This window comes from Laedolimicola sp., from assembly GCF_051972735.1.
GTDB lineage: Bacteria > Bacillota > Clostridia > Lachnospirales > Lachnospiraceae > Laedolimicola > Laedolimicola intestinihominis.
Genome location: NZ_JBOKYU010000002.1, coordinates 125,645 through 138,874 on the forward strand (window position 1 = coordinate 125,645; position 13,230 = coordinate 138,874).

General features: G+C 51.7%; 11 protein-coding genes. 3 read left to right on the plus strand and 8 right to left on the minus strand.

The features are described 5' to 3' along the window. Nucleotides 1–136 precede the first annotated feature (136 nt). Nucleotides 137–541: an amino acid-binding protein gene (locus tag ACTRC3_RS01320; protein ID WP_178039501.1), complete on the plus strand. Its 405-nt coding sequence runs from the start codon at nucleotides 137–139 to the stop codon at nucleotides 539–541. Nucleotides 542–606: 65 nt separating this feature from the next. On the opposite strand, the gene ACTRC3_RS01325 is transcribed toward ACTRC3_RS01320, so the two are convergent. From ACTRC3_RS01325 to ACTRC3_RS01350, 6 genes are all read right to left on the minus strand, one after another. Continuing rightward, nucleotides 607–2,235: a peptidoglycan DD-metalloendopeptidase family protein gene (locus ACTRC3_RS01325; RefSeq protein WP_178038148.1), complete on the minus strand. Its 1,629-nt coding sequence runs from the start codon at nucleotides 2,233–2,235 to the stop codon at nucleotides 607–609. Nucleotides 2,236–2,308: 73 nt separating this feature from the next. Continuing rightward, nucleotides 2,309–2,818 carry a shikimate kinase gene (locus ACTRC3_RS01330; RefSeq protein WP_178038147.1) on the minus strand — a complete coding sequence of 170 codons (510 nt, stop codon included), beginning with the start codon at nucleotides 2,816–2,818 and terminating at the stop codon, nucleotides 2,309–2,311. Next, nucleotides 2,815–3,456, minus strand: a complete 642-nt coding sequence (locus tag ACTRC3_RS01335; protein WP_440320975.1) for a flavin reductase family protein — start codon at nucleotides 3,454–3,456, stop codon at nucleotides 2,815–2,817. Before ACTRC3_RS01335 ends, ACTRC3_RS01330 begins: the two co-directional genes overlap by 4 nt. Nucleotides 3,457–3,466: 10 nt before the next feature. After that, on the minus strand, nucleotides 3,467–5,131 hold the full coding sequence (locus tag ACTRC3_RS01340) for a putative manganese-dependent inorganic diphosphatase (RefSeq protein ID WP_349165251.1): 1,665 nt from the start codon (nucleotides 5,129–5,131) through the stop codon (nucleotides 3,467–3,469). A gap of 544 nt (nucleotides 5,132–5,675) precedes the next feature. Then, nucleotides 5,676–6,227 (minus strand): signal peptidase I, encoded by a 552-nt coding sequence (lepB, locus tag ACTRC3_RS01345; protein ID WP_349165250.1) that lies wholly within the window; start codon nucleotides 6,225–6,227, stop codon nucleotides 5,676–5,678. 10 nt (nucleotides 6,228–6,237) lie between these two features. Next, nucleotides 6,238–6,888, minus strand: a complete 651-nt coding sequence (locus ACTRC3_RS01350; RefSeq protein ID WP_440320976.1) for a hypothetical protein — start codon at nucleotides 6,886–6,888, stop codon at nucleotides 6,238–6,240. A 350-nt stretch (nucleotides 6,889–7,238) separates the two neighbouring features. Here ACTRC3_RS01350 and ACTRC3_RS01355 point away from each other — a divergent pair, with 350 nt between their 5' ends. Both ACTRC3_RS01355 and ACTRC3_RS01360 read left to right on the plus strand, forming a co-directional pair. Further along, nucleotides 7,239–7,775: an ECF transporter S component gene (locus ACTRC3_RS01355; protein ID WP_440320978.1), complete on the plus strand. Its 537-nt coding sequence runs from the start codon at nucleotides 7,239–7,241 to the stop codon at nucleotides 7,773–7,775. A gap of 20 nt (nucleotides 7,776–7,795) precedes the next feature. Further along, nucleotides 7,796–8,926 (plus strand): pyridoxal-phosphate-dependent aminotransferase family protein, encoded by a 1,131-nt coding sequence (locus tag ACTRC3_RS01360; protein ID WP_440320980.1) that lies wholly within the window; start codon nucleotides 7,796–7,798, stop codon nucleotides 8,924–8,926. A gap of 152 nt (nucleotides 8,927–9,078) precedes the next feature. Here ACTRC3_RS01360 and ACTRC3_RS01365 read toward each other — a convergent pair whose 3' ends face one another. Both ACTRC3_RS01365 and ACTRC3_RS01370 read right to left on the minus strand, forming a co-directional pair. Further along, a complete protein-coding gene (locus ACTRC3_RS01365) occupies nucleotides 9,079–10,893 on the minus strand; it encodes a hypothetical protein (RefSeq protein ID WP_440320982.1) in 1,815 nt (604 codons plus the stop codon). A 16-nt stretch (nucleotides 10,894–10,909) separates the two neighbouring features. After that, complete coding sequence (locus tag ACTRC3_RS01370; RefSeq protein ID WP_440320984.1) at nucleotides 10,910–13,228, minus strand: ABC transporter permease; 2,319 nt, start codon at nucleotides 13,226–13,228, stop codon at nucleotides 10,910–10,912. Nucleotides 13,229–13,230 lie beyond the last annotated feature (2 nt).

Consider the following 13,230-nt stretch of genomic DNA (forward strand, 5'->3'; position numbering starts at 1 on the left):
AATCTATTTTTAAATACCATTGTAAAATGCGGCCGCCTGTGTTATGATAGGGATAGTTTCGCACTGCGAAGTTCTAAAGCCATGGGATATATTCCCTGATTTTATATTTTTGAAATGAAAGAGGAGGAGTTACATTATGTTACAGCAGTTATCCATCTACGCTGAAAATAAGAAAGGCACCATGCAGAACATCACCGAGGTGCTGGCCGATGAGAATATCAATATCTGGGGCTCCTGCACCAACGACGGCGCAGAGTACGGCATCAATCGTATGGTTGTTTCTGACCCGCAGAGAGCCATGGAGGCCCTGGAAGCAGTCGGCTACCTGTGCAAGCTTACTTCCGTCATCGGCGTCGAAGTCGAGGACGAGGTCGGCAACCTGAACAAGCTCTTAAAGGCCCTGGCCGAGAGCAACATCAACATCAACTACATCTACCTGTCCTTCAACCGCGCCTCCGGCAAGCCGGTCCTGGTATTCCAGACCGCGGACACGGCAGAGGTTGAGGTTTGTCTGAAGAATAAGGGATTTTCGGTGGTATAAATCCAAAACGGCCGCCGCACTGAAAAGGCATTCAGTGCGGCGGCCTGATTTTTCACGAAAATCTTTTAATTCAGATACGGCAGCGGATTCACCTGACTGCCATTGATAATAATCTCAAAGTGTACATGGGGTCCCGTGCTTCGTCCTGTGTTGCCGGAAAGCGCAATCTTCTGGCCCTGGGTTACCTTCTGGCCCGAGGATACCAGGATCTTGCTCAGGTGGCCGTAGCGGGTCTGCTTGCCGTCCGGATGACGGATGGTGATACAGTTGCCGTAACCGCTGGACCAGCCGGCCTGGACGACGGTACCGCCGCAGGAGGCCATAACCGCTGTGCCGATTGGGCACGCCCAGTCCACGCCCTTGTGCATCCGGCCCCACCGTTTCTTGAAGCCGGAGGTGAAGCGTCCGCCGGAAATCGGTTTGATATAGGTGGGCGGCGTCTGGGTACCGCGCTCCACGATCTTCGGAACCGGATCCTGCAGAACAGTCTCGGAAATCACATCCCGATTCTCTTCCACGCCGTTTTTCTTCGTAATCAGCGCCGTTACCTCATGATAACCGGGCTGCTCCTCCTGGCGCACCTCACTCTTGGTGGTATACCATTCGTCATTATCAATATACTGAACGTCTGCGTAATATTCTTCCTGATAGGTGGCTTCCTCCACGGTCTCCACGGAAAGCTCCGGCTCCGGCACGGTGATGATGACCTCGTCACCTTCATGGAGTACCGTATTTTCGCTCATGCCCTCGTTCAGTGCCAGCACCTCCGCCACGCGGAGTCCATTGCTGTTCGCTATCACAGACAGAGTATCTCCCGCCTTCACCTCGTATACTTCATTCTTTGCCGTATCCTTGGTCACCAGATCAATGGCCTCACTTGCCGGTGTAATCTCATCTGCTGATACATAAGCCTCGGCAATCTCCACTTTTTCCGCGAAATCCACGGAACGCAGACCGTCGCCTTCTGCCTGCATCTCCCCATTGTCTGCAGCATTCTCTTCCGCCACATCTTCCTCTGTGACAGTCTTCGTAATGACACTCTCCACGGCCTGGCTCACATCATATTCACCGATACCCGCACAGGCGTCGCCGATTCCGGCGATACCGCCCAGCTTCGCCACCTCCGCGGCAGTCTCCTCTGCCGTGTTCTGCTTTGATACTTCTACTGTGTATACATTCAGCTCCCGGGCCGCATCCGATACGATGTTGATCTGAAACTCATTGTCCGTATCATACCGGTCTTTGGTGGCATACAGCACGTCCATCACGTCCTGATAGCTTCCCAGCGTCACCGTGAACTCGTTAATCTTCATCAGGTAAGCCTTTTTCTTGGCCTTCGCCACAATCTGGGTCAGCTCATTGTAAAAGGCGTCGGTCAGCGTATCGCTGTCCATGGTGGAACCGAAGATCTTCGGCACCTTGTCAAGCTCGTACTCCACATCCGCCAGCACCAGGCCGTCAGTCTCTCTGGAAATGCGGGCTCTGGCCTGCAAGTAAGCATTTTCCACCACGGACGGGTTCTTGACGGATCCGACGGTCTTGCCCGCCAGCGTAACCTCGTAGTAGCTGTCACCGCTTCCGAAGCCGCTTCCGATGAGCGGCACGCCCAGCAGCATACAGCCGCAGGTAATCATCACGGATTCCGCGAATACAAGCTGTGATTTTTTATTCCAAAATAACTTTTTTTTCTTCATTGGGTTTTTTAACTTCTTTAATCTCAAGTACACCCCGGAGCAGCTCCGAGGTGTAATAATTTCGTAACATTTTCTATTTTACCAACATTTCCAATGCTTGTAAAGTCTTTTCTAAGGTTTCTTCCACGTTAAGACCGTCCTCCTCGATGGTCACATCGGCGTATTTCTCATACAGGCCCTCCCGCTCCACATAAAGATCATGCAGGGTCTGTCCGTCCCGCAGCACCACGCCGCGGCCCTTCACATCGTGAAGTCTGGATTTCACTGCTTTATAAGAAAGACGAAGGTATACAATCACACTGATTTCACCCAGATGCTTCATGGCTTCCTCGCCATACACTACGCTGCCGCCGGTGGCGATGACTGCATTTCCCGGATTCAGTCCCGCATTGACCCGGTTCTCCACGGCCAGAAAACCGTCCGGGCCGTCCCGTTTGATAATGTCCTTCAGCAGCATTCCTTCCTCTTTCTGAATCACCAGATCCGCGTCAATAAAATCCTTTCCCATCATTTTCGCCAGAATGACACCAATGGTGCTTTTTCCGGCTCCCGGCATTCCAATCAGTACGACGTTTTTCTTCATTTTCTGCCCTTTCCTTTGCTGCTTTTGCTGTCTTTCTTGGTTTTCTTCTTTGCGGTTTTCATTGGCTTCTTCTTCCTCACGCTGTATCCGAAGGTGCCAAGCTCCTCGCCCAACGCAAAATAGGTTCCGTGGGAATAAGCCACCAATCCGGTACTGTTCAGCTCGAAACGGCCATTTTCATTCATATAGGCTTCGTCTACCGTCACGCCCAACACTTCTGCCAGGAACATATGATGCGTTCCAAGCTCCTTTACTTCCGTTACGCGGCATTCGATATTGACCGGACTCTCCTCGATGGTGGGCGCGTACTTAAGATGCTCCGCCTTGCCCGGCGTCAGATGCATTTGGGCGAACTTGTCCACATCCCGGCCTGAACGCACGCCGCAGTAATCGGTGGCCTTCACAAGCTTTTTCGTGGTCAGGTTGATGACGAACTCGCCGGTTTCCCGGATAATATCGTAGGAATACCGGTTCGGTCTTACGGAGATGGATACCATAGCGGGGTCGGAACAAATCGTCCCGGCCCACGCCACCGTAATAATATTTGGTTTTTCACCTTCCCTTCCACAGCTTACCATAACTGCCGGGAGGGGATAGAGCATATTGCCTGCTCTCCAGTGTTGTTTTTTCTTTTCCATATCTTGTAAATTATCTCATTTCTTCCATCTGCTGAATCATACCCGCCAGGGACGGAATCAACTGCTTCTTACGGGATACCAGTCCCTTCAGCTCGTAGCTGTCTCCATCATCCGGCAGCTGGAAGGCTTCCTTCACCAGTGTGTCGGAGTTGGGACCGTAGCACAGAAGCTCGGTGGACTCCTTGATGATATTGGTAAGCATGAAGAAAATCATGTTCAGGCCGCTTTCCCGGTGCGCCACAGGCAGATAGGGAATCAGCTTCTCGCGGATCTCCTCCAGCTCCACCGCATTCATGGAATTGATCTGACCCACGCCGAATTCCACATTTCCCACATCGAAGCGCTTGAAATCCTGGTAGAAAATCTCTTCCGCGGTACGGGAACCCAGGTTGCTGCCTGCAGAGAACATATCGATAGCCAGATCTTCGATATCAACGCCCGCAATCTGCGCCAGATGCTCCGCAGCCGATTTGTCAATGGCCGTACAGGTGGGAGAACGGAACATCAATGTATCGGAAATGATAGCTGAGCATAAGAGACCCGCGATCTTCTTCGGAATCTCCACGCCGCGCTCCTGGTACATCTGATACATGATCGTCGCGGTGCAGCCCAGCGGCTGGTTCCGGAAAAATACCGGAGACATGGTCTCCAGCGTGCCCAGACGATGGTGGTCGATGATCTCCAGAATCTCTGCATGATCAATTCCGTCCACGGCCTGGGATTCCTCATTATGATCCACCATGATAACCTGCTTGCGCTTCAGATTCAACAGGTTCCGTCTGGAAATCATGCCGATATAATTATCGTCCTTGTCCACAATCGGGAAGTCGCGGTAGCGCTTCTGGCCCATGATTTCCTTGATGTCGTCGGTCTTCTCATTGACATTGAAAATGGTCAGGTTCTCGGATTTCATAAAATAACGGATGGGCATACTCTGGTTGATCAGACGCGCCGCCGTAAAGGTATCGTGAGGCGTACTGATCACTACGCAGTGGTGTTCCTGGGCCAGCTTCTTGATGGTCATGGAGACCTTTGCACCCTCGCAGACGATGATACAGCCCGCGCGCATTTCGATGGCGCACAGCTGGGACTCGTAGCGGTTACCCAGGATAACCAGGTCGCCCTCCTCTATGTAGTCCTCCATCAGATCCGGGTTCGCCGCCGCGATGAGTACCTTGCCCTTGTTGTAATAATCCTCGGCGGAGCCCACCAGAATGGTACCCTCCAGGGTGTCGATGATATTGCTGTACTGGGTGTTGGCCTGAGCCAGGATCTTGCTGTCCAGCACATCCATGTAGGATGTGGCGATATCGCCGATGGTAATCAGACCTTCAATCTTCTGTTCCTTGGTAATCGGCAGCGTCACGGCTCCGATACGGCGCATCAGATTCCATGCCTGCTTCAGGGACAGATTGCTCTGTACGCCTTCCGTCTTTCGGATCTCGATATCCTTTACCTGTGTCATCACGTCAGCCACATAGACCGGTGCTTCCGCTTGGAAGAAGTTCAGCACGTACTGCGTCTCCTGGTTCAGCTGTCCGGCACGCGCCGCAATGTATCCGCCGCCCTCCAGCGTATTCTTCAGATACGCATAAGCCAGCGCAGAACAGATAGAATCCGTATCCGGATTTTTGTGACCGATAATATACACCGGTCTCGTCATATCTTTTTCCATTTTAAACCCCTTTTATATACATACTTTCAGTTGCCCTTATTTTACCATTGCCACCACCCTGTATACAAGTGGTATTCCTGTATTTTTTACTGTGCACTCCGTCCACAGTAAAACGCTTCGCGATGCAGCGTTCTTCCCTCGTTTATCCGTCTCAGGCGGACACTGCTCCGCATTGTGCGGACTGCACGACTTCATATTTTTATTTCCTATCATTTCTCTACGTTTTGCTGAAACGTTTTTCCGATATCCTTTGGACTTTTTGTCTATTTTGTCCTGTTTTTTCTTTTCTTTTTTTAGTATTTTGTGCGTTTTCACATTAAGTTCACAATTCGTTCATAATTTATTCATAATCCATTGCTATACTATAATCAAGTTAAGAGAACAGCTTCTTAACGGATGAAAATGCTTTCACTACACATATAGATAAATTTTTTCATAATAGCCTCGGCGTACTTAGTACGTCGGGGCACTCCTCATTTTATAGGAAAATATCTAAGTCTTAAAAAGACCTGAAGCTGGCACTTCAGGTCTTTTACGTCTGCCTTTATCTCGTCATTCCCATATACACAAACACCCGTCCGGTGATGTCGTCCGCCGTCACGGATCCGAAGCTTCTGGAATCCTTGGAATTTTCCCGGTTGTCACCCAGCACGAAATAGCCGGCTGCGGGAACCGTATAGGGATAGGCAATGCTCTCCGACATGGCCTCGGTTTTGCCGACAGCCGTAACCGTCGTGTCCTTCTCTCCGTTGACGATAAGACTGCCCTCTTCCGAGAGTTCTACCACGTCACCGGGCTCCGCCACCACGCGCTTGATGTATTCCACACCGTCTGCCCGGTGAATAATCACCAGATCGTTTCTCTGATAAGTCTCATCCAACCGGTAGAAAAGTACCATTTCCCCGTCTGTCAGACCCGGCTCCATGGAACTGCCACTAACGACTGCCAGGCCAATTACATAATGAAATGCTGCGTAGACCAGCGCTGCCAGCAGGATACATTCTACAATAATGCGCCGGAACTCTTTCCGCCTGCACAACCTTTCTTTTCGTTCTTCCAGTACCTCGTCCACGGACTGAAGCTGTTCTTTTTTCATCTGTGTCAGTCTACTCCTGTTCCACCAGTTCTCCGATTCTCGTCTTCAGCAGAAGGAACCGCTCATTCAGGCGCTCCAGCTCCTCGCTGATCATGGTCAGCTCACGCTTCTGCTGATCGGCTTTTTCCTGCATCTGCGCCTGCATTTCCCGGCGGATTTCCACCCGGGCAGCGGCAATCTGCTCCTGCATCTTCTCGTAGGCTTCCTTCTGCTCCGCGTCGAATTTTTCTTTCAGGACCCGCTGCTCTTTTTCAGCCTGCTCTTTCAGCTCCGCACGCTCTTTTTCCATCTGTGCCTGCAGTTCGGCGCGTTCCGCCTCCTGCTTTTCCCGCTCCTCGGCCAGCTTCTGCTGCTCCTGGGCACGCTCTGCGGCCAGCCGTGCTTTCATGTCCTCAATCTCTTCCTGCTGCTGTCTGCGCATCTGCTTTAGCTGTCCCCGGTTCTGGTCCCGCATCTGCTGGGCCCGGCTCTGGTACATCTTATTTAACTGCTGCATTTTTTCATAGACATCTTCTTTTTGAAATCCAAATATTCCGCTCTTCAATTTCATATTCCTCACAAAATCTGTTATCTCCGGAAACTCTACCTCTACCGTATCCTGCACAATCTCAGGATACTCGAGAGGCTTGCCCTCTACGATTGCTTTGCTCTGTTCTTCCATACTGCCGCCCCCCTTTGTAAGACATCTGAATCACGTTCATACGACCTCAGCAGCAAGCGCTTCAGCCTGTTATTTATCTTTTTTCATAATACCGTATAATCCGCGATTTTACAATACTTATTGTATTTTCCCACATTTTCTGTATGTTTTATCAAAAATTTATAACTGGACTGGTTGTTTTATCAAAAACTGGCTATTTTAAAACAGCCAGTCAGAGGTTATAGTAGCACCTAACAACAGTAGGAAAACAGAGTCGTGCACCTCTGTATGGATTCCACAGAAACTGCTGGGGAAATAAGAAGGAGGAAATTGGAACTGTCCGTTACAGAACAGTTGCAAGAAATTTATCTATGCAGATTACAGAAGCAGCCGCAGTAAAGAAGAGCGGCATTACCACAAAGGAACTTGTTATCGATGCAATGCTGATTGCGCTCACCTATATCTTTACCGCATTTGTAAACCTTCGCCTGCCCATCGCAGCCAACGGCGGACTGATTCACTTGGGAAATGTACCGCTTTTCCTAGCGGCTATCATCTTCGGACGCCGCACCGGAACCCTGGCAGGAGCCTTCGGAATGGGTCTTTTTGACCTGCTGTCCGGCTGGTATCTCTGGGCTCCGTTCACCTTCGTGATTGTAGGCCTTATGGGCTTCACCGTAGGCGCCGTCACCGAGAAGCATCATGGCTACGGCTGGAACGCGCTGGCTATCGCCGCTGCCTGCGTGATTAAAGTGGTTGGCTACTACATTGCCGAGGGCTTTATCTATGGCAACTGGGTCGCTCCGGTTACATCCATTCCGGGTAACCTGGTACAGATTGGCGTGGCCGCTATCATCGTGATTCCGATTGCGGAGCGTCTGAGAATTACCATTCAGAGAAGACTTTAATTTAAAAAGGAGAGTTTCCCATGTACGAAATTATGACACCCGGGCCTACACAGGTCCGGGAAAATGTGTTGGCAGCCAGAAGCCTGCCCTGTACCAATCCGGATCTGGATCCGGACTTTTATACGTTCTATAAGGAGACCTGCGAGCTCATCAGCTCCCTGCTTCGCACAAAGAACGAGGCGCTGATTCTGGGCGGTGAGGGCATCCTTGGCCTAGAAGCGGCCTGCGCCGGTCTCACCGAGCCGGGCGATCGGGTGCTGATCATCGACAATGGCGTCTTCGGCAAGGGCTTTGCCGACTTTGTAAAAATGTACGGCGGAAATCCGGTGCTGTATACGGTGGATTATCTGGAAGCGGTCGATGTGGACGCACTGGCAGATTTTCTGAAGAAGGATCATGCTTTTAAGTATGCTACAGTGGTTCACTGTGATACCCCCAGCGGCGTGCTCAATGATATTGCTCGGATTTGTCCGCTGCTGAAATCCTATGGCATTCTGACTGTCGTAGATTCTGTCTCCGCCATGTTTGGCGAAGAGGTTCGTGTAGATGATTTTCAGATTGATTTGCTCTGCGGCGGCTCTCAGAAGGTGGTTTCCGCCCCTCCGGGACTGACCTTTGTGACTGTCAGCCCTGCTGCATGGACAGCTATGAAGGAGCGGAAAACGCCGATAGCTTCCTTTTACGCGAATCTGATGACCTTTGACGGGTATTTTGAAAAGCAATGGTTTCCGTATACCATGCCCATCAGTGATATTCGGGGACTGCGGGCCGCTTTTGAGAATATTAAGGCAGACAGCACCATCCTGGAGCGGCATGCGAAGATTGCCCAAGCGGTGCGTACGGCGCTGACTGCTTGTGGATTGAAACTGCATACGCGCAATGGGTATTCGAATACGGTATCTGTGTTTGACGTGCCGAAGGAAACGACGGCGGCAGCGATTTTGACAGCGGTTCGTGAGAAGTATAACATTATGCTGGCAGGATCCTTTGATGTGCTGGAAGGGCAGGTTATCCGGATTGGACATATGGGAGAAAATGCGCGGCCGGAGAAGCTGGAGGCTGTGATGAAGGCGCTGGATCAGGTACTGCCGGAGCTGGGAGTGCCGATGACTGGTTCTCTTACAGAAACTTATTTGAACGCTTTGAAATAGCGTTTGGTTAGGACGGACGCGGCTGCTGTTTTTGTATATAACTACTTTAGAACTTTTTATAATTAGCTTTCCTTAATTAAAAACACCCCTGTATTTAGTTTTTATGCATACAGGGGTGTTTTAGTTTACATAAGTAATTGTGTGAATTCTATTTACTTTTTGATTTCTTCGGTTTCTACGATGAAGCGGACACTTCCGGTCTTGCCCTCGGCAAGCCCGGCGAAGTTGTCGTAGCCATCGTCGGCCCCTTTCACTGCCCGCAGCCGGTTCATTACGTTACGGAAGTCAGAGCCGCCTAATTTGGTGAGTTCGGCGATGCCGTCGTCTTTGAAGTCGCGGACGCCGTCGCGCAGTTCTTTGACGCCGTCCAGGGCTTCCCCAAAGCCACGGTAGAGCTCGCCGCCTGCGGTGCAGAGGGTGGTGCCGCCTTCTACGACTTTGGTGGTGCCCTCGTAGAGGGCGCTGACGCCTGCAGTGTAGGCGGTCAGGCCGGTAGTCAGCTGCCTGCTGCCCTCGGCCAGGGCTGCTGCCGAGGCAGCAAGCTGGCTCCTGAGCTCTCCTGCGGAAGTTCCCGCTTCAGACAGTGTCTTCGCGTAGGCTGCCAGGTTCTGTGCGTCCTCTGCGGTCAGGCCTAAGGCCGCCAGGGCCTCTTGCTGCGCCTTACCTTCTTCACTCTCAGGATCCGCTTCCGCTGCCGCTCCCAATGCCGATACCGTCTTCGCGAAGGCAGCCTGGCCTGCCACCGCTGCTTCATTTCCAGCTGCTTCGCTTTCAGACGCACCGTTCTCGCCAGAATTGCCCGTCGTACCGCCTGCCGCGCCAAGCGCCGCGTTCAGCTGCTCCAGTCCGCTTTGCAATGCCGCCGCGCCGTCGTTCAGGGCTTTACTGTTCTCATTCAGCTTCCCGGCTCCGTCCTTCACCTGATTCATGGCGTCCCGCAGGGCCGTCACACCATCGGTAAATTCATCCAGATACTCGTTGAAATCTTTGAGGCCGTCATAGAGCTCCCCGACGCCCTCATCCATATCATCCACGCCGTCCTTCAGATCATCCATGCCGTCCGCAAAATCGTCGGCGTCCTTCAGGTCGTCCGTGTCCAAATCCTCCAGCAGTCCCGGTGTAATGACGGTAGCCGTAAACTCCAGCTCGAAATCTTTGGCGTCTGCGCTCACTTCCACATACTCTGGAATGTCGATGTCCTCGGTCACCTCATAGCCGGACAGCTGCAGACTGTCCGCCAGGCCCGGCATGGCGCATCCGATGACCATGCTCTGGTCGTCCATGTTCATCAGTTTTCCATTGGTTACTTCGATGTTGGAGAAGGTATCGGAGGGCAGTACCAGAGCCGACATGACCAGGAACGGGGTCTGTACTTCATAGGCTTTTTTCTTTACGGTCACGGTCTCTGTAGCTGTATTTTCATAGTCGAAGCGAATTGTCACCCTGCCGCTTTTTCCGGCCAGCTTTTTCGGGCTTATCTGCTCGCCGTTCAGATAGTAGGTGACTTTTACCCTGACCGGAGGCTCTGCGTCGCTGGTTCCCTTATAGGAGATGTCCGCGCCGTGATTTTCCCAGATGAGGCTTCCGTCGGAGCCCTGCGTATATTCCTCGTCGCCCCTGGTGTTACGGATGTCCTTCAGGTTACTCTGATCCCGGATATCGGATCCATCGGACGGGTGCTTCAGGGTGGTTTCCACCGTGATTTCCTTGGTGTTTCCTTCCGCATCTGATTTTATGTAAACCGTTTCGGTTTTATCTTTTTCCAACGCGGATTCCTGATTTTCTGTCGTCTCCCCGGAAGCTGTTCCGGAAGCACTGGACGCCGTCGTCCCCTTGGAAGCCGCATTTCCATCGTCCTTCGCACTTTTATTTTTCATTCCGAAGCTGACTGCCGCTCCGGCTGCCACGACTACCAGCAGAAGCAGGAGCAGCATCAGCTTCTGCAGCAATAATTTCTTTCCGTTCATACTCTCACTCCTCCCGCTATTCCACATTCTTCAACGCCGCATCCATGGGCACATGCCGGATTTTCCGGTATTCCAGCAGGGCCACCATCAGATAGGTCGCAAAGCCCATTACAAACATTTTCACATAAATCTCCGGTCCGATGTAGAAGGTAATCCAGCCGCTGATGCTCTGCAGCATCATCATGCGGAACAGCACCTCCATGATTTCGTATTCGATGGGCAGGCTGATAAGCAGAAACAGGATTACTACTATTGTGGTTGACATAATGTATAATCCACTGATTTCCCGATTGGAATAACCCAATATCTTCGTCATAGAGATGGACTGGGCATTCTTCTCAATGATGATTTTTGACAGCAGGTAGACCAGCACCATAAACATTAGAATCGCAAATCCATTGACCAGCCCCATCATGCTTCCCATGGACACGTTGAGCTGCCTGGAAATCTTCGTCAGCGCTTCCACATCGATTACCGAACCGATGTATTTCTCATCAATGTCTGTAATCTCCGTATCAGACAGATAACCGCTGAAATAATCATTTCCCAGGTCGAATAAGGTGTTCAGCTGCTTCTGGGACATGAAGATAGTCAGGCCGCCCTCGTAATGATAGACGCCGTCCACCCGGAAGGTATAGGCGTCGGTACCGTACTCCTCATACAGGGTAATCTCATCTCCGGGCTTCAGCAGATACTTCTCCGCATAAGCCGATGACACATACACGCCGCCATCCCGGAAATCAATGGGAATATACCGGCTGTCATCCTGCAGGCCGTAAAGCATCACACTCTCCTTCATGTAGGGCTCCTCCGGCGTATTTAAGGTGTAGGCGCTGAACTTCTCCGCGTCCTCATTTTCCGTCTCCACCTCATTCTGAAAGTACAGCATAGAAATCATACTCTCCAGCTTCTTATCTTCATTCATGGCGTCATAGGGCACCTGCAGGATATACTGGTAATTGCAGAGCAGGTTCTGCTCGATTTCCGCCTGGTAGTGGTCCAGCACCGCCGGAAGGGCCAGCCCGAACATCAGCAGCATATTGGCGAAAATGATTCCGATAAAGAGAATCAGGTAGTTCCCGGCATTCTGGAAAATGACCCGTAAGCGGAACCGGGTAAAAAACGGGATATGGGGGCTTAGCGGCATGGCGTGCTTCTGCTTCCGTCGGCTCAAATCACGCCGCAGGAATTTCAGCGGCGATAAACTCAGCTTTCGCCGAAGCACCAGATAGTTGACCACCATCATCAGAATCACCGGAACCACCGTGGTCTCCAGAAATGCCTCCGCATTCCAGACGGTTACGTAGGTGGGCAGGCTGTAGCTGCCGTAATACATTCCGGCGCAGACCTCTTTCAGGGAAGTATAGCCCAGAATATTACCGATCAGGGCGCTGGTCAGCGTCACGATGGTCGGCATGGTCATATAATGTCGAATCAGTTCGTTTTTCGTATAACCGGAGGCCCGCAGGGTACCGATGACATTGGCCTCCTTGGAAATGGTATTGCTGGTGGTGATTCCGAAAACGAAAGCCATTATCAATATGACGATATACAAAAGAATTACCATCATGGCCTTGTCTCCGCCCATATCGTCGCCGGTAAACTGAATCGCCTGGTTCTGATAGGTGGGAATGAAATTCTCCAGCTCGGCCTCATTTAAGATGCCCTGCATCAGATCCTCGGCGGCGTCCTGCTCAGGCTTGCCCTCCGCCGGCTTCACATCATACTTCCATGCATAATTCCAATACAGCTCATCTTTACTAAAATCCTCGAACATCTCCGGCGTCACGATGGCCACGCCGAATTTTACCGCGTCAAACATACTGTCGTTGTTATCCCGGAAGAGGCAGCTGTAATCGGGCAATGCCACCAGACCGGTGACAGTCCAGGAGCGGGCACCGCTTTCCAGGGTATCGCCGATGGTCAGGCTGTTGTTATCGGCGTACATGCGGTCGATGGCAATCTCGTCCGCCGATGTCGGCATTGCGCCCTGCATCAGGCAGACCAGATCCACCTGCTCCCGATTCGGATAGATACGCAGGGTACTGCCGTTGGTCAGGGCTTCCTCGGCGTAAAACAGGTCGTAGACCGTAACGCCCAGATCCCGGATGGACTTTAACTGGGCCTTGTTGGCCTTCTCGCCCAGCCGGAAGTTACCATCCTCAATATTGTATCTTTCAAACCCCTCGTTATAGGCAATGAGCAAGCTGCCGTCCGCCACCAGAAAGCCCGATACCAGGCTGATGGTTCCGGCCAGCAGGAGGAAAATCACCAGATATTTTCCAAATTCACTTTTCAGCTCGCGCAGCAAGCGCTTCCGCAGCGGATTTTTCATAC

Bases quoted from the DNA above. Each gene is read 5' to 3' on its own strand.
- ACTRC3_RS01355 (WP_440320978.1), top strand. From the start codon at position 7,239: ATGCAGATTACAGAAGCAGCCGCAGTAAAGAAGAGCGGCATTACCACA.
- ACTRC3_RS01370 (WP_440320984.1), bottom strand. From the start codon at position 13,228: ATGAAAAATCCGCTGCGGAAGCGCTTGCTGCGCGAGCTGAAAAGTGAA.
- ACTRC3_RS01330 (WP_178038147.1), bottom strand. From the start codon at position 2,818: ATGAAGAAAAACGTCGTACTGATTGGAATGCCGGGAGCCGGAAAAAGC.
- ACTRC3_RS01325 (WP_178038148.1), bottom strand. From the start codon at position 2,235: ATGAAGAAAAAAAAGTTATTTTGGAATAAAAAATCACAGCTTGTATTC.
- ACTRC3_RS01365 (WP_440320982.1), bottom strand. From the start codon at position 10,893: ATGAACGGAAAGAAATTATTGCTGCAGAAGCTGATGCTGCTCCTGCTT.
- lepB (WP_349165250.1), bottom strand. From the start codon at position 6,227: ATGAAAAAAGAACAGCTTCAGTCCGTGGACGAGGTACTGGAAGAACGA.
- ACTRC3_RS01360 (WP_440320980.1), top strand. From the start codon at position 7,796: ATGTACGAAATTATGACACCCGGGCCTACACAGGTCCGGGAAAATGTG.
- ACTRC3_RS01350 (WP_440320976.1), bottom strand. From the start codon at position 6,888: ATGGAAGAACAGAGCAAAGCAATCGTAGAGGGCAAGCCTCTCGAGTAT.
- ACTRC3_RS01340 (WP_349165251.1), bottom strand. From the start codon at position 5,131: ATGGAAAAAGATATGACGAGACCGGTGTATATTATCGGTCACAAAAAT.
- ACTRC3_RS01335 (WP_440320975.1), bottom strand. From the start codon at position 3,456: ATGGAAAAGAAAAAACAACACTGGAGAGCAGGCAATATGCTCTATCCC.
- ACTRC3_RS01320 (WP_178039501.1), top strand. From the start codon at position 137: ATGTTACAGCAGTTATCCATCTACGCTGAAAATAAGAAAGGCACCATG.